We start from the raw sequence: 23,457 nt of genomic DNA, 5'->3' as shown, positions 1-23,457 counted from the left end.
ACCCGCCGCCCAATTTTCCGCAACTGCGAACATCTGCTTTGATATGATACATCATTCGCGCTAGGCGGCAGCTCCGGGGTTCAAGGAGCGTTTCTATGCGTAAGACTTTCATCGGGATCAGCGCGCTGGCGGTCTTCGCCGCGACCGCCGCGACCGCCCAGACGGACACGCCGCCGACCGGCGCACCGGCCGATACGCCTGCCGCGACCCCAGCCCCGACCCGCACCCCCGCCCCGCGCGCGGCCGCCGAGATCCTCGTCACCGCCCCCGTCCGCCAGAGCGAGACCGACGTCCTCCAGGGCACCTCGATCCTCTCGGGCGCCGAGCTCACCCGCAACCTTCGCCCGACCATCGGCGAGACGCTCGCGCGCCAGCCCGGCGTGTCCGCCACCTCGTTCGGCCCCAGCGCCTCACGCCCGATCCTGCGCGGCTTCCAGGGCGAGCGTATCCGCGTGCTGACCGACGGGATCGGCTCGATCGACGTCTCGAACACCTCGGTCGATCATGCGGTCATCATCGACCCGCTGCTCGCCGAGCGGATCGAGGTGCTGCGCGGCCCCTCCGCGCTGCTGTTCGGCTCGTCCGCGGTCGGCGGCGTCGTCAACGTCATCGACACGCGCATCCCGCGCACCGTTCCCGAAAACGGCTACCGCGTGAACGGCATCGCCACCTACGGCTCGGCCGCGAACGAGCGCTCGGGCGGCGCCGCCGGTGACGTCGCGGTCGGCCAGCACCTCGTCCTCCACGCCGACGGCTCCTATCTGAAGTCGGGCAATCTGCGCACCGGCGGCAACATCCTGTCGTCGCAGGCGCGCGCCGCCGCGCTCAGCCAGGTCGGCCTGCCGCAGGACACCGACGAGCCGATCGACTTCGCCGGCTCCGCCGCGCTCCGCGGCAAGCTGCCCAACACCCAGTCCGAGACCTGGACCGCGGGTGTCGGTGCCGCGATCATCACCGATGGCGGCAATCTCGGCGTGTCGTACAGCCATTATGACAGCCTCTACGGCGTGCCGATCCGCTACGCGACCGCAGTCGGCCAGGAGCAGGAGGCCCCCCGCCTCGACGTCGTCCAGAACCGGTTCGACCTGCGCGGTGAGATCAACACTGGCGGCGGCTTCCTCGACAAGATCCGCGTCCGCGCGGGCCATGCGACCTATCGCCATTTCGAGCTCGAACCCGATGGCGGCGTCGGCACCGCCTTCTTCAACAACGGCACCGAAGGCCGGATCGAGCTCGTTCAGGCCAATCGCGGCGGCTGGCAGGGCGCATCGGGCGTGCAATATTTCAACCGCCTGTTCGACGTGAACGGCGACGAAGCCTTCCTGCCGCGCAACGAGACCAACCAGACCGGCCTCTTCACGCTCCAGCAATACAGCGCCGGCGCGTTCCGGGCCGAGGGCGGGCTGCGCTACGAGACGACGTCGCTCTCCGCCAAGACGCCGCTCGACGACCTCCGCTTCTTCCGCGGCAGCCGCAGCTTCGACGCGGTCTCGGGCTCGCTCGGCGCCTCCTACGGCGTGACCGACGCGGTCCGCTTGGGCATCAACCTCTCGCACACCGAGCGCGCGCCGTCCGCCGAGGAGCTGTTCGCGAACGGCGGCCATGCCGGCACCCAGGCCTATGAATTCGGCAGCCCCGATTTCAAACTCGAGAAGAGCTGGGGCATCGAGGGCACGCTCCACGCGCATGGCGACGGCTTCAGCTTCGACGCGTCGGCCTATTACAACGACTTCTCCAATTATATCTCGGAGAACCAGGTCGCGCAGAGCGTCTGCCAGACCGCCGCCGATCCGTCGGGGCGCGAGGTCGACCTGCCCTGCTTCCAGTATCAGCAGGCCGATGCACGCTATTACGGGTTCGAGGCCAATGCCTCGGTCCGGCTCGCGCAGATCGGCGGCTATGTGCTGAACGCCGACCTGCTCGGCGACTATGTCCGCGCGACGATCGTCGACAACGGCCCCGTCCCCCGCATCCCGCCGATGCGCGTGCTCGGCGGGATCGAGGCGCAGGGCGACCGCGTCAACGGCCGGCTCGAGGTCGAGCACGTCTTCGACCAGGACCGCATCGCCGCATTCGAGACGACCACCAACGGCTATACGATGGTCAACGCGACCCTGGGCTTCAACCCGTTCGGCAAGGACAGCAAGACCTCGATCCTGCTCAGCGCGAACAACCTGTTCGACGTCGAAGCCCGCCGCCACGCCAGCTTCCTCAAGGACTTCGCCCCCCTAGCCGGCCGCGACATCCGCGCGACGCTCCGCTTCGGCCTGTAGCGGGGGGGCCGCTCCCCACGCCCAGAAAAGGAGCACCACCCCGGCGAAGGCCGGGGCCCAGTTGGAGGGACCAAAGTAACCCCGCGCCGCCCGCCATCACGAAAGCCTACCCAACTGGACCCCGGCCTCCGCCGGGGTGGTAGGCAGAGGCGCACCCACCCCCCAACCCACCCCGGCGAAGGCCGGGGCCCAGTTGGGAGGACCTGAGTAATCAGCCCCAGCCCGCCGTCACGACCGCCTTCCCAACTGGGCCCCGGCCTCCGCCGGGGTGGGGCGAGCGCGAGGTGCCCGCAGAAACCCTCGCGAGCGACGGCGCGCGAACCAGCCCCCAAGACGCGCCGCCCCCCGCCCCCTATACCCAACCCATGCTCCCCATCCTCTACAGCTTCCGCCGCTGCCCCTACGCAATCCGCGCCCGCAGCGCGGTCGTCGCCAGCGGCATCCCGGTCGAACTCCGCGAAATCGTCTTACGCGACAAGCCCGCCGCGCTGCTCGCCGCCTCCCCAAAGGGCACCGTCCCCGTCCTCGTCCTCCCCGACGGCCGCGTCATCGACCAGAGCCTCGCCATCATGCACTGGGCGCTCGCCACAGCCGATCCGCTCGACTGGCTCGCCGGAGAGGACACCGATCTGATCGCGACCAACGACGGCGCGTTCAAGCATCATCTCGACCGCTACAAATATGCCGATCGCCACGCAACCGACCCGATCGAGCACCGCGCCGCCGCCACCGCGATCCTCGCCGATCTCGACACGCGGCTGGCAGCCACCGGCCACCTCGCCAGCCCCCGCGTCACGCTGACCGATATGGCGATCCTCCCCTTCGTGCGGCAATTCGCGCAGACCGACCGCGCCTGGTTCGACACGCTCCCCCTCCCCGCGCTCCACGACTGGCTGGGCCGCTATCTCGCCTCGCCGCTCTTCGCCGCCGTCATGCCCAAATTCGCGCCGTGGCAGCCGGGCGCGCCGACTGTCATTTTTCCAACATGATCCGCGGCTAGCGCGTCGCCGGGGGGCATTGCGACAGCATGAGCCGCGCGACGGCGATCACGGTCCACGGGGGTGGCCGCGATCGGCGCGCGCGGCTCGTCGGGTGTCCCTTCGGTAGAACCAAGAAGATCATCCAGGGAATATCACCGTGACACGCACCCGTCTGACCACGTCGCTCCTGCGCGGCATCGCACCCGCGACATTGCTGCTCGCCGCACTGCCCGCCGCCGCCCAGGACACGACCACTGCCCCTGCCGCCGCCCCCGCTGAAGACGGCCTGGGCGAGATCGTCGTCACCGCCGAACGCCGCTCGGAGAATCTCCAGCGCGTGCCGCTGTCGGTCGGCGTCGCCTCGGGCGATGCGTTGCGTGCGTTCCAGGCGGGTGGCGACGACACGCTGCTGTCGCTGTCGGGCCGCGTCCCCGGCCTCTATGTCGAGACGACCACCGGCCGCATCTTCCCGCGCTTCTACATCCGCGGTCTCGGCAACATCGATTTCTACCTCGGCGCGTCGCAGCCGGTCACGATCATCCAGGACGACGTGATCCTCGAGCATGTCGTGCTGAAGTCGAACCCGGTCTATGACGTCCGCCAGGTCGAGGTGCTGCGCGGCCCGCAGGGCTCGCTGTTCGGCCGCAACACGACCGCGGGCATCATCAAGTTCGACACGATCAAGCCGACCAACGATTTCGACAGCCGCGCCTCGGCCTCGGTCGGCACCTATGGCAGCGTCAGCGTCGACGCGGGCGTCGGCGGACCGCTGATCAAGGACCTGTTGTCGATCCGCGTCTCGACGCTGCTCCAGCACCGCGAAAACTATGTCGACAACGTCTATGCCGGCGTCACGCAGGACAGCACCGCCACCCCGCGCAAGAACGCGATGGGCGGCTTCGACGACCGCAACGTCCGCGTCCAGCTCGCGCTGACCCCGGGCAACGCCTTCTCGCTCGACCTGTCGGGCCATGCGCGCTGGTATGACGGCACCTCGACGCTGTTCCACCGCGCCGCGCTGAAGAAGGGCTCGAACGACGTCCAGGCCGAACCGCGCAACATCGTCGCGCTCGACGAAGGCAATGACAATCCGCAGAGCTACACCACCTATGGCGGCTCGGTCCGCGCGACCTACGACTTCGGTCCTGCCGCGCTGACCTCGATCACCGCCTACGAGACGACCTCGGGCTTCAGCCGCGGCGACACCGATGGCGGCGCGGGCGCGAACTTCCCCGTGCGCGGCACGGCGAACGGCTTCGGCCAGTCGCAGGGCCAGATCCGCGATCTCGACCAGTGGTCGCAGGAGCTGCGTCTGTCGGGCACGCAGGGCGGCCGCTTCAACTGGCAGGTCGGCGGCCTGTATTTCGACACGCGCGACATCACCGATTTCTACCAGCGGACCTTCTTCCTGACGACCGCACAGCGCAATCCGAACAACTGGGTCCGCCTCCACGACGTCAACACCTCCTGGGCCGGCTTCGGCCAGGTCAGCTACGAGCTGATGGACCGGCTGACGCTCACCGCCGGCGGCCGCATCACCGAGGACAAGAAGCGCACGCAGCTGCTCAAGCCCGTCCAGAACGTCGCCGGCATCAGCCAGTATCCGGCCAACTTCCGCACCGACGTCACGCTGAAGGCGACCAAGCCGAGCTGGGACGCGAGCCTCCTCTACCAGGCGAGCCCCGACATCAGCCTCTACTCGCGGATCGCGCAGGGCTTCCGCGGACCGACGATCCAGGGCCGCTCGGCAGTGTTCAACTCGGACTTCTCGACCGCCAACTCGGAGACGATCCTGTCGTGGGAGACGGGCATCAAGACCCGCCTGCTCGACAACACGCTCAGCCTCAACGCGACCGTGTTCGGCTACCGCGTCAACGACATCCAGCTCAACGGCAACGATCTCAACGGCAACGGCATCCTGTTCAACGGCAACAAGGCCGAGGCCTATGGCATGGAGGCCGAGGCGAACTGGAAGCCCGTTCCCAACCTCACGCTCGGCGCCGGGCTCAGCCTGCTGCACAGCGCGATTCGCGACACGACGACCGAGGTGCAGATCTGCGCGCTCAACAACGCGGTCGTCTGCACGCCGTCCGCGGCGGTCCGCCCCGTCCCCGGCGCGTTCGGCACGACCTTCCTCGTCAAGATCGACGGCGAGCCCCTGCCCAATGCCCCTGAGTATAATGTCGACCTGACCGCACGCTACGACCAGCCGCTCGGCAATGGCGGTCGCGCGTTCATCGCGGGCGACTTCAACATCCAGGGCTATACGCAGTTCGTGCTCTACAAGACCAAGGAGTTCACCGCGAACGGCAACTTCGAAGGCGGCCTGAAGATCGGCTATGCCGCGCCCGACGATGCCTATGAACTCGCGGTGTTCGCGCGCAACATCACCGGCGAGAAGAACCTGAAGGGCGTGATCGAGAACTACATGGCCGCGGTGTTCAACGAACCGCGGATCATCGGCGTCTCGCTCAGCGGCAAGTTCCGCTGATACGGCCGGCGTGGCGGTAACCCCGCCACGCCATCCCCTTGCGGATCGTGGCGGTTCATCCGCCACGCCACCGTTGCGGAGCGTCTGGCGCTCGCGCGCGGTGCGTGTCACACATCGGGTTTGACCTTGCCCGAGGACCCGACCGATCCGTCAGATCGCTGCCCTGCCCTACCGGATCACCGCCGACGGATCCGCCGAGATCCTGCTCATCACCTCGCGCGAGACGCGCCGCTGGGTGATTCCCAAGGGCAATCCGATTGCCGGCCTCGCCTCGCACGAGGCCGCCGCGCAGGAGGCGTTCGAGGAAGCCGGGATTCGCGGCATCCCCTGCCCCAGCGCGGTCGGCGATTTCTGCTACGACAAGCGGCGCCGCAGCGGGCGTCTCCGGCCGATGATCGTCAGCGTCTATCCGATGCAGGTCGTCGAACAGGTCGCGGACTGGCCGGAGCGGGATCAGCGCGAGACACGGTGGTTTCCGCCTGATAAGGCCGCCGCCGCGGTCGACGAGCCCGAACTCAAGGCTCTGATCCGAGGATTCCGAAAGCCACCGATCCCGGTGGCGTTCGAACAACGCGTGCTGCCTGTGCTGCGGTCACGAATGAGGAGGCGTTTTCCGATGCTGGGCTGGTTCCAGGCACTCATGCCCAAGCAGGGGCGGTTCTTCGAGCTGTTCGACGCGCATGCCGCGACGCTCGTCGCGGGCGCCGACGCGCTCGCCCGGCTGCTCCACGGCGAAGGCTCGATCGAAAGCCAGATCGCCGAGATCGTGCGCCGCGAACACGAGGCCGACGACATCACGCGCGAGGTCCTGCAGGACGTCCGCCGCGTGTTCGTGACACCGTTCGACCGCAGCGCGATCACCGACCTGATCGGCGTGATGGACGATGCGATCGACCAGATGAACGGCACCGCCAACGCGATCGCGCTCTACGAAGTGACCGACTTCGCGCCCGAGATGCGCGACATGGCGGGCATCATCGTCGAGGCCGCGCGAATCACCGCCGAGGCGATCCCGCTGCTCCGCTCGCTCGGCAGCAACGCCGGCCGCCTCCACGACCTGACCGCCCGGCTGATCCAGATCGAGGGTCACGCCGACGACATCCACGACACCGGCCTGCGCGCGCTGTTCGCCGCGTCGAAGAGCCATGCCGACCCGATGGCCTTCATCATCGGCCGCGAAATCTATTCGAGCCTCGAAAAGATCGTCGACCGCTTCGAAGACGTCGCCAACGAGATCCAGGGACTCGTCATCGACCATGCGTGACGTGTCGTTTCGGCCCGAAGCCTCCCCCGTGACACCCCCCCGGCGAACGCCGGGGCCCAGTTGGGGGACGGCCATGGCCGAGGGCAGCGCACCGTTACCGCGACCTCTCCAGCTGGGCCCCGGCCTCCGCCGGGGTGGTAACACCGCGTTCGAGGCAGCCGCATGATCCTCTCGCTCCCCGTCCTCATCGGCCTGATCGGCATCGCGCTGCTGTTCGATTTCCTCAACGGCCTGCACGACGCCGCGAACTCGATCGCGACGGTCGTCTCGACGCGCGTGCTGAAACCGCAATATGCCGTGCTCTGGGCGGCGTTCTTCAACTTCATCGCCTTTGCCGTCTTCGGCCTCCACGTCGCGCAGACCGTCGGCACCGGCATCGTCCATGCGCAGGTGATCGACGCACAGGTGATCTTCGCCGCGCTGATCGGCGCGATCGCGTGGAACGTCATCACCTGGGTACTCGGCATCCCATCGAGCAGCAGCCATGCGCTGATCGGCGGTCTGCTCGGCGCGGGCGTCGCCAAGATCGGCTTCGGCGCGATCGTCTGGAGCGGCGTGATCAAGACCGTCAGCGCGATCTTCGTCTCGCCCGCGGTCGGCCTGCTGCTCGCGCTGCTGCTCGTCCTGCTCGTCGCCTGGACCAGCCTCAAGCTCACCCCGCTCGGCGTCGACAAGCGCTTCCGCAAGCTCCAGCTGATCTCCGCCGCGCTCTATTCGCTCGGCCACGGCGGCAACGACGCGCAGAAGACGATGGGGATCATCGCGGTGCTGCTCTATTCGCAGGGGCTGCTCGGCGGCGAGTTCCACGTGCCCTTCTGGGTCGTGCTGTCCTGCCAGGCGGCGATGGCGCTCGGCACGCTGTCGGGCGGCTGGCGGATCGTCCACACCATGGGGTCGAAGATCACCCGGCTGACGCCCGCACAGGGCTTCTGCGCGGAGACCGGCGGCGCGATCACGCTGTTCGCGGCGACCTTCTGGGGCGTGCCGGTCTCGTCGACGCACACGATCACCGGCGCGATCGTCGGCGTCGGCGCCGCGCGCCGCCTGTCCGCGGTACGCTGGAACGTCGCCAGCAACATCATCATCGCCTGGACGGTGACGCTGCCCGCCGCCGCCGCGATCGGTGCGGCGACCTATTGGCTGACCGGGCTGTTTATCTGATAAATGCAGACGCTTACGGTCTGTTAAGCATGATCGGAGGGCAATTGCGCAACCGCTGATGCGGTACGCTTGCGGGATGTTCTCGCGCTCTCCCGCCATTCCCCTCCGCGATCATCCCGACGCCACGAGCCTCATCCTGTTCGGGCTCGTCGAAAGCGACGAGGATGCGTGGAGCGCCGCGCAGCATGTCCGCCTCGCCAAGGTCGGCGCGGTCTGGCCGGTCGCGCTGATCGCGCATCTGGTCGCCGCGGCGATCGTCTTCGGCGTCTCGCTGGCGGCACGGCCGGCGCTGATCGCGGCGGTGGCGGTGCATGCGGGGGTGATCGCCCTGCTGTCCGGCGCGGCCTTCGCGACGGTGCGCAGCAGGACGCTGCGCGAATGGCCGATCCATCGCCGCAACGCCGTGCTCGCGACCTGCGCCGCAGGGCTGTCCGCCGCGCTCCTGTCCTTGCTCTGGGTCACCGTCGAGCTGCCGGGCGGGCCGATCGAGCTCGCCGGGCTGGTCGCGATCGTCGGTGCGATCAGCGTGACCGCGATCACCCTCTACGCCGTGCGCGCCGCGACCCTGGGGTTCGGCATTGGCCTGGCGCTGATGCTGACCTTGCTGTCGGGCGTGGGGATCGCGCCGGTCGTCGCGATCGCCGCCTTTGCCGGGTTTGCCGCGGTCGCCTACCGGATGGCGCGGATCGACTATGCGCTCGCGCTCGATCATGCGGACCAGTCGAGCGAGGGCCGGCTCGCGATGAAGCTGATGGCAGAGTTCGAGAATTACGGCCCCGGCTGGTTCTGGGAAGCCGATCGGCGCGGCCGCATCACCTATATCTCGCCCAAGATGGCGCACGCGCTCCCGCCGCCGTCGGATCCGGAGGAGGGGTGCGACCCATCGTCCGGGCTGGTCGGCTGCATCCTCACCGACCTGTTCCGCATGGACAGCGAGGCACCCGGCACCGAACGCACGCTCGCCTTCCACCTGTCATCGCGCACCTCCTTCTCCGACTATTCGGTCTGCGCCGCCGCCGACCCCGCGCCCGAGCGCTGGTGGTCGATGTCGGGCCGACCGGTGATCGACGAGATCGGCCGGTTCCAGGGCTTTATCGGCACCGGCTTCGACCTCACCGAAAAGCGCAAGGCCGATGCCGAGATCAACCGCCTCGCGCTGTTCGACGGGCTGACCGGGCTCGCCAACCGCCAGCGGATGCGGCTGTCGCTCGACAAGACGCTCGCGCAGCAGGCCGGGCCCTACCGCCCGACCGCCTTGTTCCTGATGGATCTCGACCGATTCAAGGCGGTCAACGACACGCTCGGCCATCAGGCAGGCGACCTGCTGCTCAAACAGGTCGCACAGCGGCTCACGCGCGTGGTCGGTGACGCGGGGCTGGTCGGCCGGCTCGGCGGCGACGAGTTCCAGGTCGTGCTCCCCGGCGTCGACAACCGCGACACGCTCAGCACCCTGTCGCGCGAGCTCATCCTCGCGCTGTCGCAACCCTATTTCATCAGCGGCGCGTCGGTCTCGATCGGCTGTTCGATCGGCATCGCGATCACGCCGCAGCACGGCAAGGATTCGGAGACGCTGATCCGCAACGCCGATCTCGCGCTCTATGCGGCCAAGGCCGATGGCCGCGGCGTCCACCGCTTCTATTCGGACGACATGCTGGCGGGGGCGAAGTCGCGCAAGCAGCTCGAGGACGATCTGCGCATCGCGGTCACCGAAGGCGCGTTCCACCTCTGCTACCAGCCCGTCGTCAGCACGAAATCGACGCGGATCGTCGGCTATGAGGCGCTGATCCGCTGGAACCACCCGACGCGCGGCCCCGTGTCGCCCGCCGACTTCATCCCGATCGCGGAGGAATGCGGGCTGATCGAGGCGATCGGCACCTGGGTCCTGCGCACCGCATGCAACGCCGCCGCGCGCTGGCCCGCCGACGTCCGCGTCGCGGTCAACGTCTCGCCGATCCAGTTCGCCAACCCCGCGCTCCCAGCCCTCGTCACCAGCGCGCTCGCCCAGTCCGGGCTGCCCGCCAACCGGCTCGAGCTCGAGATCACCGAGGGGGTCTTCCTCGACGAGAGCGCGTCCTCGGACCAGATGTTCAAGGCGCTGAAGGGAATCGGCGTCCGGCTCGCGCTCGACGATTTCGGCACCGGCTATTCGTCGCTCGGCTATTTGCGCACCGCGCCGTTCGACAAGATCAAGATCGACCAGTCGTTCGTGAAGGGCGCGGCCGAGCCCGGCAACCGCAACGCCGCGATCATCAAGGCGATCGTCATGCTCGCCGACACGCTCGGCATGGAGACGACCGCGGAAGGCGTCGAGCTGCAGGACGAGATCGCGCTCGTCCGCGATCTCGGCTGCAGCCATATCCAGGGCTATGTCTATGGCCGCCCGGTGCTCAACGAGGTGGTGATGGAACAGCTTTCCACCGCCGCGGGGGTGGCGACCGCCGCCGGGTTCAAGACCAGCCGTGCGCCGCGCGTGCGGATGCTGCGCTCGGCGCGGCTGCTGGTCGAGGATACGCTCGTCGATGTCCGCGTCCGCGACATCTCGACCAGCGGCGCGATGGTCGAGGGGCTGATGGTCCGCGGCGATCCGACCGGCGCCGGCGTCTCGATCGAGCTCGTCGACGGCCAGATGATCGGCGCGCAGATTCGCTGGCTGCGCGACGGCCGCGCCGGGCTCGCCTTCGACCATCCGGTCGATATCGAACGGCTCGGCCCCCCGCCGCTGGTCCGCGGGATGCGCCGCGCGGGCTGACCGCGGGCCCGCGCGGCTCGCTTGAAAATATTTCAAAAGGCGCGAAATCCGCTTGCGTATCGCGAACGCGGCGCAGATCCACGCGTCGCGCCGCCGCCGCCGCGTCCGGCCACCCCAATCCACCCTAGGCAGGGCCGCAACGGGCCAACTAGCGGCTTGCACCCGCTGCGGGATTGGCACAGTATCTGGGGGCTACTTACAGCGGCAGGCCCTATCTCTGGTAGAACATGGTGCGCCCCTCGGGCTGCCACTCTGGTTGTCGTCAGGCGTGACCACGCGCTGCCGATCAGTTTTTGTTCTGCTTTTGATCTGCCCGATGATAGCATGGGATATGCTCCCGATTCGAACGATTACAGAATTTTAGGAGCGGTCTTTTGGATTTCAGAGACAGCAGCCGGGATAGCGACATGACGACCGACACCATCGAACAGACCCTCGACACGCCCGCGGCAGAGGCCCCCAAGGCGCCGCGTCAGGCGCAGGACAGCCATTCCGTGCGCGCGCAGATCTACCCGGTCGAGGTCGATCACAGCCGCGACGCGCTGCTGACCGAATTCGGCAAGGAGACGCTGAAGGACCGCTATCTGCTCCCGGGCGAGAGCTATCAGGACCTGTTCGTCCGCGTCGCCTCTGCGTACGCCGATGACGCCGGCCATGCGCAGCGTCTTTACGACGCGATCTCGAAGCTCTGGTTCATGCCCGCCACCCCCGTTCTCTCGAACGGCGGCACCGGTCGCGGCCTGCCGATCTCCTGCTATCTCAATTCGGTCCCCGACAGCCTCGGCGGCATCGTCGACACCTGGAACGAGAATGTCTGGCTCGCCTCGCGCGGCGGCGGCATCGGCACCTATTGGGGCAACGTCCGCGGCATCGGCGAGCCGGTCGGCCTCAACGGCAAGACCAGCGGCATCATCCCGTTCGTCCGCGTCATGGATTCGCTCACCCTCGCCATCTCGCAGGGCTCGCTGCGCCGTGGCTCGGCGGCCGTCTATCTCGACGTCTCGCATCCCGAGATCGAGGAATTCCTCGAGATCCGCAAACCCTCGGGCGATTTCAACCGCAAGGCCTTGAACCTCCACCACGGCGTGCTGATCACCGACGCCTTCATGGAGGCGGTGCGCAACGGCGAGGAATGGCATCTGCGGTCGCCGAAGGACCAGGCGATCCGCGCCACGGTCGACGCGCGCTCGCTGTTCCAGAAGCTTGTCGAGACGCGTCTCCAGACCGGCGAGCCCTACATCGTCTTTGCCGATCACGTGAACAAGGCGATGCCGAAGCATCACCGCGAACTGGGCCTCAAGGTCTCGACCTCGAACCTGTGCTCGGAAATCACGCTGCCGACCGGCAAGGATCATCTCGGCAACGAGCGGACCGCGGTCTGTTGCCTGTCGTCGCTGAACCTCGAAACCTGGGATCAGTGGAAGGACGAGAAGGGCCTGATCGAGGACGTGATGCGCTTCCTCGACAACGTGCTGCAGGATTATATCGACCGCCACGAGCCCGGCATGGAACGCGCCGCCTATTCGGCGGGCCGCGAACGCTCGGTCGGCCTCGGCGTCATGGGCTTCCACAGCTTCCTCCAGGCACGTGGCATCCCGTTCGAAGGCGCGATGGCCAAGTCGTGGAACCTGCGGATGTTCAAGCACATCAACGCGCAGGCCAACGAAGCCTCGATGCAGCTCGCGATCGAGCGCGGGCCCTGCCCCGACGCCGCCGATGTCGGCGCGATGGAGCGGTTCAGCTGCAAGATGGCGATCGCACCGACCGCGTCGATCAGCATCATCTGCGGCGGCACGTCGGCCTGTATCGAGCCGATCCCGGCGAACATCTACACGCACAAGACGCTCTCGGGCAGCTTCTCGATCAAGAACCCGTATCTCGAGAAGATGCTCGCCGAGAAGTCGAAGAACTCGGACGCGGTGTGGAACTCGATCCTCGAACAGGGTGGTTCGGTCCAGCATCTCGACTTCCTCTCGACCGAGGAAAAGGACTGCTACAAGACCAGCTTCGAGATCGACCAGCGCTGGCTGCTCGAACTCGCCGCCGATCGCACGCCCTATATCGACCAGGCGCAGTCGCTGAACCTGTTTATCCCCGCGGACGTCGAGAAGTGGGACCTGCTGATGCTCCACTTCCGCGCCTGGGAGCTCGGCATCAAGTCGCTCTACTATCTCCGCTCCAAGTCGGTGCAGCGCGCTGGCTTCGCCGGCGGGGTCGAGGCGGACAACACCATCGACCTGCGTCAGATCGACGTCGAGTCGAAGGATTATGACGAGTGCCTCGCCTGCCAGTAAGCCCCTGACCCATTACTGTGGCGGGCCCGCCCGCCGCCTGATCGAACAGCCTGTCGCGCTCCCCGCGCGACAGGCTTTTTCGTGGGTACGTCCGCCTTGGTCCAAAGCGGGCCGGTCTGCGGCTTGTCGCCCCCGTGCGCGCGGCCTAGCCCGGTCGCCGGGACAGCGCGCTGGGGGGCGTCGATGGGGACAGGGCTCGCGACGCGTCTGACGATCATGCTGCTGGCCCCGGCCCTGACACTCGCGCCCGCCTCACCCGCCGCCGCCCGCCAGAGAAGCGCGCAGAAGACCGGCTTCACGCTGCCCGCCGGCAGCGGCAGGACCATCCTCCTGATCCGCCCGAGCATCCGCGTCGGCGCGCGCTCGACCGGCGGGATGTTCGAACCCAATGGCGACTGGACCGACCAGGCCCGCCGCAACATCGAAACCGCACTCGCCGCGCAGCAACAGGCGCTCGGCAACCGCGTGATCCCCGCGCCCATAGCGGACGGCGATGCGGCGCGGCTCGTGGCGGACTATGCCGCGCTGTTCGCCGCGGTCTCGCAATCGGTGATCCGCTATCAGTTCTTCGCCGGCGACCGGCTGCCGACCAAGAAACGGGCGACGCAGGCCGGGCGGTTCGACTGGACGCTCGGGCCCGGCATCGCGCGGCTGCCCGGCGCGCGCGACGCCGATTACGCGCTCTTCCTCAGCACCAGCGACGCCTATGGCTCGACCGGGCGCAAGCTGCTGCAGATCGTCGCGATGCTGGGGCCCGGCATCCCGCTCAGCGCGGGCGAACATGCGGGCTATGCCGGGCTGGTCGATCTGCGGACGGGCGACCTGCTCTGGCTCAACGCCGACCGCGCGATGGGCGGCGACCTGCGCACCCCCGAAGGCGCCGCCCGCCGCGTCCAGCAACTGCTCGCCGATTTCCCCGGCAGCACCCCCGCCCCCCGATGACCGTCACCGCGCTCGCCCTCGCCCTGCTCGCCGCGACCGCCCCCGCCCCGCCCCCCTATGCCGGCGCCTATCAACCGGTCGGCGTCGACGAGATCGGCGCCTGGGCCGAGGCGGACGAGGACGAACGGCAACTCGCGCTGTCGCCGCTGCTGATCCGCGACGCCGCGCTCGACGCCTATGTCCGCCGCGCGCTCTGCGACACGGTCGGCGCGGCGCGCTGCGCCGGCGTGCGGGTCTATGTCCTGCGCGTGCCTTTGTTCAACGCGAGCATGGCGGCGAACGGGACGATGCGCGTGTTCAGCGGGCTGCTGCTCCGCGCCCGCAGCGAGGCGGAGCTCGGCGCGGTGCTCGGACATGAATTCGGCCATTTCGAACGCCGCCACACGCTTGCGCAGTTCCGGGCGCAGCGTACCGGCTCCGACCTGCTCGGCTGGGGCGCGGTGCTCGCCGCAATGGTCCCCGATGCCGATCTGCGCCGCCGCTTCGCCACGCTCGGCCGATCGGTCTACGGCGCACTCTACCGCTTCTCGCGCGATCAGGAACGCGAGGCCGACCGGCTCGGGATCGGCTATCTCAACGCCAGCCGCCTCCGCCCCCAGGCCGCCGCGCAGCTGTGGCACAGCGCGATCGCCGAGGCCGGTGCCTCCGCGGTCGCGCGCGGCGCGCACCGCCCGCGGCTCGACCGCATCGGCTTCTACGCCTCGCACCCGCCCGAGGCCGAACGCGCCGCCACGCTCGATGCGCTCGCGCTGCCCGACGCGACGGACCGCGACGACGGCGCCGACCGCCATGCCGACGCGCTCGCGCCGTGGCTGCCGCTGTTCCTCGACGACCAGATCAAGCTCAACGACTTCGGCGCCAGCGCCTATCTGATCGCCGCCTGTGCGGCGCGCGGCTGGACCGCAGCGCTGTGGCGCGCGCGCGGCGACCTGTACCGCGCCCGCGGCAACCCCCACGACCTCGTCAACGCCGCACGCTTCTATGCGCAGGCCACCGCGCTCGACCCTAGCCTCGCCGCCGCACAGCGCGGACTGGGGCTCGCACTGGTCCGGACCGGCCGCCTCGCGGAGGGACAGGCGGCACTACGCCGCTATCTCGCGCTCGACCCCGCCGCCGGCGATGCGACCATGATCGCGGCCCTGATCGCCGCCCCGGAGGACCGCTGATGCGCTACCCGCTGCTCCCCGCCCTCCTCATGCTCCTGCCCGCGCCCGCCGACGCCAACGCCTATCGCGCGCAGGGCAAGCCGGTCCGCGTCGCCCGGACGATGACCGTCACCCCGCCGCGCGACTGGAACCAGCTCTCCGCCCGCCCGGGCCGCAAGGCCGAGGTCTGGACACTCGACGGTGAGCGGCTCAACGCGGTCACCTGGTTCGGCGGGATCGCACCCGGCGAGCCGCTGCTGCGCGAACCCCGGCGCCGCAGGACGCTCCCCCGCTACAGCGACGCGATGCTGCTCGCCGAGATCCCCGAACTGCTCGAATCGACCTATCGCAGCGCGGGCGGAATCGCGGACTTCACGCTCACCACCGCAGCGTCCGACCCGTTTCTCGGCCATGCCGGCATCCGCTTCGGCTATGCCTATGTCGACGCCGACGATCTGCCCCGCCGGGGCGAGGCACGCGCGGCGATCGTCGCGGGGCTGCTCTACATCGTCACCTTCGACGCGCCGCGGACCGACTATTTCGACCGGCTGCTCGGCGACGTCCACCGCCTCACCGACAGCGCCGCGCTCTAGAACGCGCCCGCCACGAGCGGCCGGTCCGCCTCCATCACCGCGTGCAGCGCCCGCGCGAGCTCCGCCATCGAATAGGGTTTGTGCAACAGCGCAAAGCCCTGCGCGCCGTCCTTCGAGATCACGTCGCTATAGCCGCTGGTCAGCAGCACACGCATCGCGGGAAAGTCCCGGCGGACATATTGCGCCAGCGCGACGCCGTTCATCCCCGGCATCACCACGTCCGAAAACATCACGTCGAACGCGTCCACCTCCCGCGCGAGGATCGCCAGCGCCTCCTCGGCATCGCGCGCGAACACGATCGCGTGACCCAGATCGGCGAGCGCGGACATCGCGAAGTCGCCGACCGCGGCATTGTCCTCGACCACCAGGATCCGCAGCGACGGCCCGTCGCCGCGCGCCTCCGCCGCGATGCCGACCCCCGCCGGCACGCCGGTCGGGTCATGCGGCAGATACAGCGTGAACGTCGCGCCCGCGCCGGGCGTGCTCTCGACGATCACCTCGCCGCCCGACTGCTTCACGAACCCGAACACCTGCGACAGGCCCAGCCCGGTGCCGTGGCCGATCGCCTTCGACGTGAAGAACGGCTCGAAGATATGCTCGATATGCGCCGGGTCGATCCCGCTGCCCGTGTCGTGCACGCCGATCGTCACGAAATCGCCGTCGCGCGCGACATGGCCGCGCACCGCCGGGATCCGCGCCGCGCGCCCGACCACGATCCGAAGCGCACCGCGCCCCGCCATCGCGTCGCGCGCATTGACCGCCAGGTTGACGATCGCGGTCTCGAGCTGGCTCGCATCCGCATGCGTCAGGCACGGCGTGTCGGGCAGGCTCAGCGCGATGTCGATGAACGATCCCGACAGCGTCGCCAGCATGTCGGTCATCCCGCTGACGACGGCGCGGACGTCGAGCACCTCGGGGGTCAGCGACGATCGCCGCGCAAAGGCGAGCAGCTGGTTGGTCAGCTTGGTCGCGCGGTCGGCGGTGTCGGCGATCGCGGTGATATAGCGGTCGCGCCGATCCGCGCTCAAATCGGGACGCCGCAACAGGTCGGTCGATCCGCGGATCACCGTCAGCAGATTGTTGAAATCATGCGCGATACCGCCGGTCAGCTGGCCCAGAGTCTCCATCTTCTGCGCCTGGCGCAGCGCCTCGTGCGCCTGGGTCAGCTCCGCGGTCCGCTCCGCCACGCGCTGTTCGAGCGTGTCGTTGACCTCCTGCACCGCCTTGAACAATTGCGCATTGTCGATCGCGATCGCCGCCTGCGCCGCGACGCCGACCAGCAGGCGCTCGTGCCGCTCGCCGAAACGCCCGGGCTCGGAATGGCCGAACAACAGCCCGCCCAGCACCACCCCGGTGCGCGACGTGACCGGCACCGACAGATAGCTCCGCACCGGCAGATGCCCGCGCGGCATCCCGTAATGCGGCGCGCTCTTGCCGTAGCGCGGGTCGGTGCGGATATCGTCCGACCGGATCACGCCCTCGTTGCGGAAGGTCGGTCCGAACACCGCAGTCGCGCGCGGCCGCCCGAGCTTCTCGAACGCCGCGCGCTCCGCCCCGGCCAGCGTGAACAGGTGCAGCCGCTCGCCGGTCTCGTCCATCAGGTTGTGGAAATACGCCCCGAACTCCGCCCCGGTCAGCTTGACCCCCGCATCGGTGACCATCTGGATCAGCGGCTCGAGCTCGAGCTCGGCGACCAGCGCCGCGCCGGTGACGTTCAGCGTCTCCAGGCTGTGCGTCTCCCAGCGCAGGCTGCGCTCGGCGAGCACCGCGTCGGTCGTCTCGATCACCACCGCCAGCACGCCCGCGGGCACTCCGTCGGCATCGAGCACGGGCGAATAATTGAGGTCGAGGAACACCGTCTCGGGCTCGCCGTGGCGGTACAGCGTCAGCTCCTGCCGCGCATAGCTCCGCGTCTTGCCCGCCATCCCGGCGCGCACCACGCCGTCGTTGAACGCCGCCGCCTCCGACCAGGCCTCGCGCACCGGCATGCCGAGGATCGCGGGGTGCTTGTCCTGCGCGATCGTCGCATAGCGCGCATTGTAGAGCAGGATTCCCTCCTCGCCCCACAGCAGCGCCATCGGCACCGGCGCGCGCAACAGGATCGACACCACGGTTCGCAGATGCGGCGGCCAGCCCTCGATCGGGCCGAGCGGGGTCGCCGACCAGTCGAACGCCGCGATCAGCGCCGCGAGCGGTCCGTCGCCCAGGAATCCATGCCGCTCAGTCACGCTGCCCCACCTTGCCCCCACCCCGGGTCCGAAATCCTGCGTCCCTGATCACCCTACACGCACGGGCCTTAACCCCATCCTATACACCGCACCGCCACCGCGAAACGCTGCAATGTCCGTCACCTGCGCTACTGCGTCGACTCCGCCGACAGTGCGTCGCCGATCCGCGCCGCGACCTCGCCGATGCGATAGGGTTTCTTCAGCACCGTCTCCGCCGCCAGCTCGTCGCCGAACGTCGCGACATCGGCATAGCCGCTCGCGAACAGCAGCGGCATGGCGGGGGCGACCGCGCGGATCCGCCGCGCCAGGTCGACGCCCGACATGCCCGGCATCACCACGTCGGTCAGCACCAGGTCGAACGACGCGCGCCCGAATTCGGTCAGCGCCTCGGACCCGCTCGCCGCTGCGACCACTTGATAGCCGATCTCCTCGATCATCTGCGCCGCGACCCCGCGGACGTCATTGTCGTCGTCGACCACCAGGATCCGCTGCCGCGACCCGGTCGCCTGGGCCAGCCGCTCGATCGCGACCGGATCGGCGACCTCGGTCGTCCGCGGCAGGTACAAGGTGATCACCGTCCCCTCGTTCTCCGCGCTGACGATCCGGACCGTGCCGCCCGACTGGCGGGCAAAGCCGTACACTTGCGCGAGCCCGAGGCCCGTGCCCTTGCCCTGCCCCTTGGTGGTGAAGAACGGCTCGAACGCACGCGCCAGCACCGCAGGCGTCATCCCCGCACCGGTATCGGCGACCTCGATCGCGACATAGGCGCCCGGGTTCAGCTCGGCGGTCAGCGCATCGGGCACCGCGGCCAGGTTGCGCGTCGCGATCCGCACCACCCCGCCCGACGGCATCGCATCGCGCGCGTTGATCGCCAGGTTGAGCAGCACGACCTCGAGCTGCGTCGGATCGACCATCGCGCGCCAGACATCGTCCGCCAGGTCGAGTTCGACCGTCACCGCCGCACCGATCGACCGCGCGAGAAGGTCCGCCATCGACGCGACGACCTGGTTGGGCTCAACCGGCACCGGCGACAGATGCTGGCGCCGCGAAAAGGACAGGAGCTGCGCGGTCAGCGTCGCGCCGCGCTCGCCCGCCTGCAACGCCATGCTCGCCAGCCGCCGGATCTTCTCGTCGTCGGTCCGCCGCAGCAACAGGTCGAGCGAGCCGATCACCGCAGTCAGCAGATTGTTAAAATCATGCGCGATGCCCCCGGTCAGCTGGCCGATCGCCTCCATCTTCTGCGCCTGCACCAGCCGCGCCTCGGCCCGCTCGCGCTCGGCGATCTCCGCGGTCAGCCGGTCGTTCGCCGCCGCCAGTTCGCGCGTCCGCGCCTCGACCTTCGCCTCCAGCGTGTCGGCCAGATCGCGCAGCTCGGCGCGCGCCTTTTCGCGGTCCTCGAAATGCCGCGCCGCCAGCCGCTGGCGTTGCCGCGCGCGCAGCGCCGCGCGCGCCGCACTGACCAGCGACGCGGGATGCAGCGGGCGTTCGAGCAAGGTCACGTTGGCGACCGCCTCGACCTCGCGCGCGCCGCGCCGCGGTTCGCCGCGCTTGCTCAGCAGGATGAACGGAAAGTCGGACCAGGGCGCCTGCGCCGCGATCGCCGCGAGCAGCCGCTCCTGGTCGAGCCGCGACAGCGCATCGTCGGTCAGGATCGCGCCGGCATGCGTGCCCCCCGCGATCGCCGCGAACAATGCGGTCCCGTCGGCATCCGCCACCGCGGCGATATCGGCAGAGCGCAGCACCTGCGCGGTCACATCGGCGTCGCGGCCGGTCGGCGCGACCACCAGGAAATCGTCGGTCATCATCGCCGGTCGGTCAGGATTCGTCACGGTTCGTCAGCAGGGCGGCGCTGCCCCCATATTCGGGCGTCCCGGTCAGCACGCCGCGAAACCCGGTAAGCTGCGGGCCGACGCGGATCCCGCCGCTGTCGATCCGGAACTCGCGCAAGGTCCCCTCATGCGGGCCCATCCGGCGTTTCAGGAACGACATCACCCGCCGGATCGCGCCATCCGCCTCGAAGAACCTGAGCAGCATCACCGAATCCGCCAGATAGGTCAGGTCGACCGGCGACTGCATCGTCCCGATCATCCCGGTCTGCGTCAGGACGAGCAGCCCCAGCACGCCCTGCTGGTTCAGATAGGTCACGACCTCGTGCATCTGCAGCAGCATGTGCTGCTCCTCGGGCATGGCGAGTTGATAGCCCGACAGCGAATCGAGCACGACCACCGTCGCGCCGACCCGCTCGACCTGGTCGCGGATGATCCCGGTCAGCTCGCCCGGCGACAATTCGCCCGGATCGACCTGGCGGAAACACAGCCGCCCCGCCGCGACATGGTCGCTGAGGTCGAGGTCCATCCCCGCCGCGCGGCGCATGAACACGCGCTCGGTCTCGTCGAAGCTGACGAACAGCGCCTTTTCCCCGCGTTCGAGCGCGGCGAAGACATATTGCAGCGACAGCGTCGTCTTGCCCGATCCCGACGGCCCGATGATCAGCGTCGTCGTCCCGTAATCCAGCCCGCCGCCCGACAGCGTGTCGAGCTCGTCGATCCCGCTCGACGCCAGCCGGTCGACGAAACCGGTATCGGGATGCGCGACCGCGGTCAGCCGCGGGAAGATCTGCAGCCCGCCGCGCCGAATCACGAAGTCGTGGAAGCCACCGCGAAACGCGCGCGCGCGCATCTTGTACACGCGCAGCCGCCGCCGCTCGGATCCATAGGGCAGCGCGATCTGCTCGAGCCGAACGACGCCGTGCGCCAGGCTGTGCAGGCTGAGATCGTCCTCGGTCTGCGTCAGATCGTCGAGGAACAAGGCGGTGCAGCCACGCTGCGCGAAATAATGCTTGAGCGCGAGCAGCTGACGGCGGAACCGCAGCGGCCCCTGCGCGAGCAGGCGGATCTCGGACAGGCTGTCGAACACGATCCGCGTCGGCTCGACCTTGCTGACCGCCTCCATCACCATGTTGACCGTCTCGCCGAGTTCGAGATCGGACGAATAGACGATCGACTGTTCGCGATCGACGTCGAGGCTGAGCTCGGGCGGCACCAGTTCGAAGATGTCGACGCCGGTCATGTCCCAGCCATGCGTCTTGGCGACATGGAGCAGCTCGTCGCGGCTTTCCGACAGCGTGATGTACAGGCACCGCTCGCCCGCATCGCGCCCGGCGAGCAGGAACTGCAGCCCGAGCGTCGTCTTGCCCGACCCCGGCTCGCCCTCGATCAGGTGGACGCGGTTATACGCATAGCCGCCGTCGAGGATGTAGTTCAGCGGGTCGAGGCCGGTCGATACGACGCTCCCGTCGGAGGGTGATGACGGTTCTTGACGCACGCGACATTTCTCCAGGCCAGTCCGGGCGCCGCGCCGGACCATGTCCGGTTCGAGAGCCCCCGCCCAACAACCCCCCGGCAACGCACAAGTTTCCGCTGCAGAATTTTTGCAAAAGTCACCGCGGTCCGGCCGCGTCGGCGGGGCGGCGGCGGGCTGGAGAACTGGGGGGCCTAAGCCCCCGCCCCCGTCCGGCGCACCACGCGTTCGAGGATCGCGAGCGGCATCGCCCCCTTCAGCAGCACCGAATGGAAGCCCTTCGGCGTGTACCCCGGCCGCGTCTTCGCGTCGTCGCGCAGGCGGGTCCACACCGTGTGGCCGATCTTGTAGCTGCACGCCTGGCCCGGCCACACCGTGTAGCGGTCGATCTCGCCCTGGCTGCGACCGCGCGCGATCCCGGTCGTCGCGATCAGGTAATCGGTCGCCTTTTCGCGGCTCCAGCGTTTCGCGTGCATCCCGCTGTCGACCACCAGCCGCGTCGCGCGGAACAGCAGCGACTGGAGATAGCCGACCTGCCCCAGCGGATCGCCCTCGTACATCCCCATCTCGTCGGCGAGCTGTTCGGCATAGAGCGCCCAGCCCTCCGAATAGCCGCTGAAGAACCCGCGCCGCCGGATCAGCGGGATCTGCTCGCTTTCGAGCGCGAGGCTGACCTGCAGGTGATGCCCCGGCACCGCCTCGTGATGGGTCAGCGTGGCGAGCCCGAATTTGGGCCGGTCGAACGTGTCGCGCAGGTTGATATAATAGATCGCCGGTCGCGACCCGTCGAGCGAGGCGTTCTGGTAATAGCCGCCCGGTGCGCCCGCCTGGATCGTCGGCGGCACGCGGCGTACCTCGACCGGCGCCTTGGGCAGGCTGGCGAACGCCTCGGGCAGCCGCGCCTGCATCGCGACGATCTGCCGGTTGAGATGCGCGAGCAGCGCGTCGCGGCCCGCATCGGTGTTGGGATAAAGCTGGTCGGGCCGCTTGTTGAGCGCCACCAGCCGCTCGCCGACGGTGCCTTGCGTCATCCCCTGCGTCTTCAGAATGCCGTCGATCCGCGCGCCGATCTCGGCGACCTGCGCGAGGCCCAGACGGTGGATCTCGTCCCCGCTCATCGCCACCGTCGTCGCGGCCTCCGCCGCCGCGGCATAATAGGCATCGCCATCGGGCAGCCGCCAGCACCCCGCATCATGCACCGCCTTGGTGCGCAGTTCAGCGACCAGCGCACGCTGCCGCTCGAGCGCGGGGCGGACGTCGCGCTCGACGATCGCGGTCGCGCGCGCGACGCGGTCCTCGGGCAGCCCCGCGGCCTTCAGCTTGGTCGCGAAACTCGTCACCATCACGCTCTGCGCGGCCGCGCCCTCCATCGCGCTGCCCAGCTGTTTCAGCGTCGTGTCGAGGATATAATCGGGCGCGAACACGCCACGCGCCGCGTCGCTGCGCTGCTGCTCGCTGCTGTCGTCGATCGCCTTGGGCAACGCGGAAAGCCGCTGCAGATACGCATCCGCCTCGCCCGCATCGCGCACCCGCGTCTGCGATTCGAGGAAATCGGGCACGTCGCGATACGGCCCGGTCAGCTGGCTCAGCACATAGGGCGCGAACCGCCCGAGGCTGCTGCCATAGGTGAACCGCTTCGCGCCCGCGACCGCGCGCGTCAGCTGATAGGTCACGATCTCGTGATCGAGCGCGGCGTCGCTCGACAGCCCGCCCGTCCCGAACGCGCGCAGCTCGGCGAGTTCCTTGGTCGCCTGCGCCAGCTCGCGCGCACGCCCCGCCGCCGACTGGTCGTCGAGCCGCGCTTTCAGCCCGCTGCGCGTTCCCGTGTCGAGCCCCAGTCGCGTCGCCTGTTCGGGCGAGTCGTCGAGCCGCGCATAGAAGAACCGGTCGAGCATCGTGCGCAGTGCCGCGTCGCGCGATCCCGCCGCGGCGGCCCCCTTCAGCGGGACCGCACCGATGACGGACGCGGCAGCGGCACTCGTTAGAAACCGACGACGATGCATGGACTACTCCCCTGATTCGGGGAGGGTGTAGCAT

General features: G+C 68.9%; 14 protein-coding genes. 10 read left to right on the top strand and 4 right to left on the bottom strand.

What is annotated here, in order from left to right; all coding sequences use genetic code 11:
* Positions 1-95: 95 nt before the first annotated feature.
* From C8J24_RS09125 to C8J24_RS09080, 10 genes are all read left to right on the top strand, one after another.
* Positions 96-2,273, top strand: a complete 2,178-nt coding sequence (locus C8J24_RS09125; protein ID WP_107931886.1) for a TonB-dependent receptor domain-containing protein — start codon at positions 96-98, stop codon at positions 2,271-2,273.
* 365 nt (positions 2,274-2,638) lie between these two features.
* Complete coding sequence (locus C8J24_RS09120; RefSeq protein ID WP_107931884.1) at positions 2,639-3,262, top strand: glutathione S-transferase; 624 nt, start codon at positions 2,639-2,641, stop codon at positions 3,260-3,262.
* A gap of 148 nt (positions 3,263-3,410) precedes the next feature.
* Positions 3,411-5,744 carry a TonB-dependent receptor gene (locus C8J24_RS09115; RefSeq protein WP_420894102.1) on the top strand — a complete coding sequence of 778 codons (2,334 nt, stop codon included), beginning with the start codon at positions 3,411-3,413 and terminating at the stop codon, positions 5,742-5,744.
* 145 nt (positions 5,745-5,889) lie between these two features.
* Positions 5,890-7,008: a DUF47 family protein gene (locus C8J24_RS09110; RefSeq protein ID WP_107931879.1), complete on the top strand. Its 1,119-nt coding sequence runs from the start codon at positions 5,890-5,892 to the stop codon at positions 7,006-7,008.
* A gap of 162 nt (positions 7,009-7,170) precedes the next feature.
* Positions 7,171-8,169, top strand: coding sequence for an inorganic phosphate transporter (locus tag C8J24_RS09105; RefSeq protein ID WP_031394897.1), 999 nt, complete (start codon positions 7,171-7,173; stop codon positions 8,167-8,169).
* A gap of 76 nt (positions 8,170-8,245) precedes the next feature.
* Positions 8,246-10,918 carry an EAL domain-containing protein gene (locus C8J24_RS09100; RefSeq protein WP_107931877.1) on the top strand — a complete coding sequence of 891 codons (2,673 nt, stop codon included), beginning with the start codon at positions 8,246-8,248 and terminating at the stop codon, positions 10,916-10,918.
* A 407-nt stretch (positions 10,919-11,325) separates the two neighbouring features.
* Positions 11,326-13,212 carry a ribonucleoside-diphosphate reductase subunit alpha gene (locus tag C8J24_RS09095; RefSeq protein WP_409349135.1) on the top strand — a complete coding sequence of 629 codons (1,887 nt, stop codon included), beginning with the start codon at positions 11,326-11,328 and terminating at the stop codon, positions 13,210-13,212.
* A 183-nt stretch (positions 13,213-13,395) separates the two neighbouring features.
* Entirely contained in the window at positions 13,396-14,154 is a 759-nt protein-coding gene (locus tag C8J24_RS09090) for a hypothetical protein (protein WP_420894101.1), read from the top strand.
* Complete coding sequence (locus C8J24_RS09085; protein ID WP_107045635.1) at positions 14,151-15,320, top strand: M48 family metallopeptidase; 1,170 nt, start codon at positions 14,151-14,153, stop codon at positions 15,318-15,320. The genes C8J24_RS09090 and C8J24_RS09085 overlap by 4 nt, the downstream gene beginning before the upstream one ends.
* On the top strand, positions 15,320-15,892 hold the full coding sequence (locus C8J24_RS09080) for a hypothetical protein (protein ID WP_107931873.1): 573 nt from the start codon (positions 15,320-15,322) through the stop codon (positions 15,890-15,892). Before C8J24_RS09085 ends, C8J24_RS09080 begins: the two co-directional genes overlap by 1 nt.
* Here C8J24_RS09080 and C8J24_RS09075 read toward each other — a convergent pair.
* The 4 genes from C8J24_RS09075 to C8J24_RS09060 all read right to left on the bottom strand — a co-directional run bounded on the left by C8J24_RS09075 (position 15,889) and on the right by C8J24_RS09060 (position 23,423).
* Positions 15,889-18,120: a hybrid sensor histidine kinase/response regulator gene (locus C8J24_RS09075; RefSeq protein ID WP_107931871.1), complete on the bottom strand. Its 2,232-nt coding sequence runs from the start codon at positions 18,118-18,120 to the stop codon at positions 15,889-15,891. The two genes, C8J24_RS09080 and C8J24_RS09075, sit on opposite strands and share 4 nt — an antisense overlap.
* Positions 18,121-18,248: 128 nt before the next feature.
* Entirely contained in the window at positions 18,249-19,922 is a 1,674-nt protein-coding gene (locus tag C8J24_RS09070) for a response regulator (RefSeq protein WP_167396739.1), read from the bottom strand.
* A gap of 13 nt (positions 19,923-19,935) precedes the next feature.
* Positions 19,936-21,444, bottom strand: a complete 1,509-nt coding sequence (locus tag C8J24_RS09065) for an ATPase domain-containing protein (RefSeq protein WP_236559247.1) — start codon at positions 21,442-21,444, stop codon at positions 19,936-19,938.
* 170 nt (positions 21,445-21,614) lie between these two features.
* Positions 21,615-23,423, bottom strand: coding sequence for a DUF885 domain-containing protein (locus C8J24_RS09060; protein ID WP_107931865.1), 1,809 nt, complete (start codon positions 23,421-23,423; stop codon positions 21,615-21,617).
* Between the last annotated feature and the right edge of the window lie 34 nt (positions 23,424-23,457).

The sequence above is a fragment of the Sphingomonas aerolata genome, from assembly GCF_003046295.1.
GTDB lineage: Bacteria > Pseudomonadota > Alphaproteobacteria > Sphingomonadales > Sphingomonadaceae > Sphingomonas > Sphingomonas aerolata.
The sequence above is the reverse complement of the archived record's forward strand: the minus strand, read 5'-3'. Positions and strand labels throughout refer to the sequence as shown.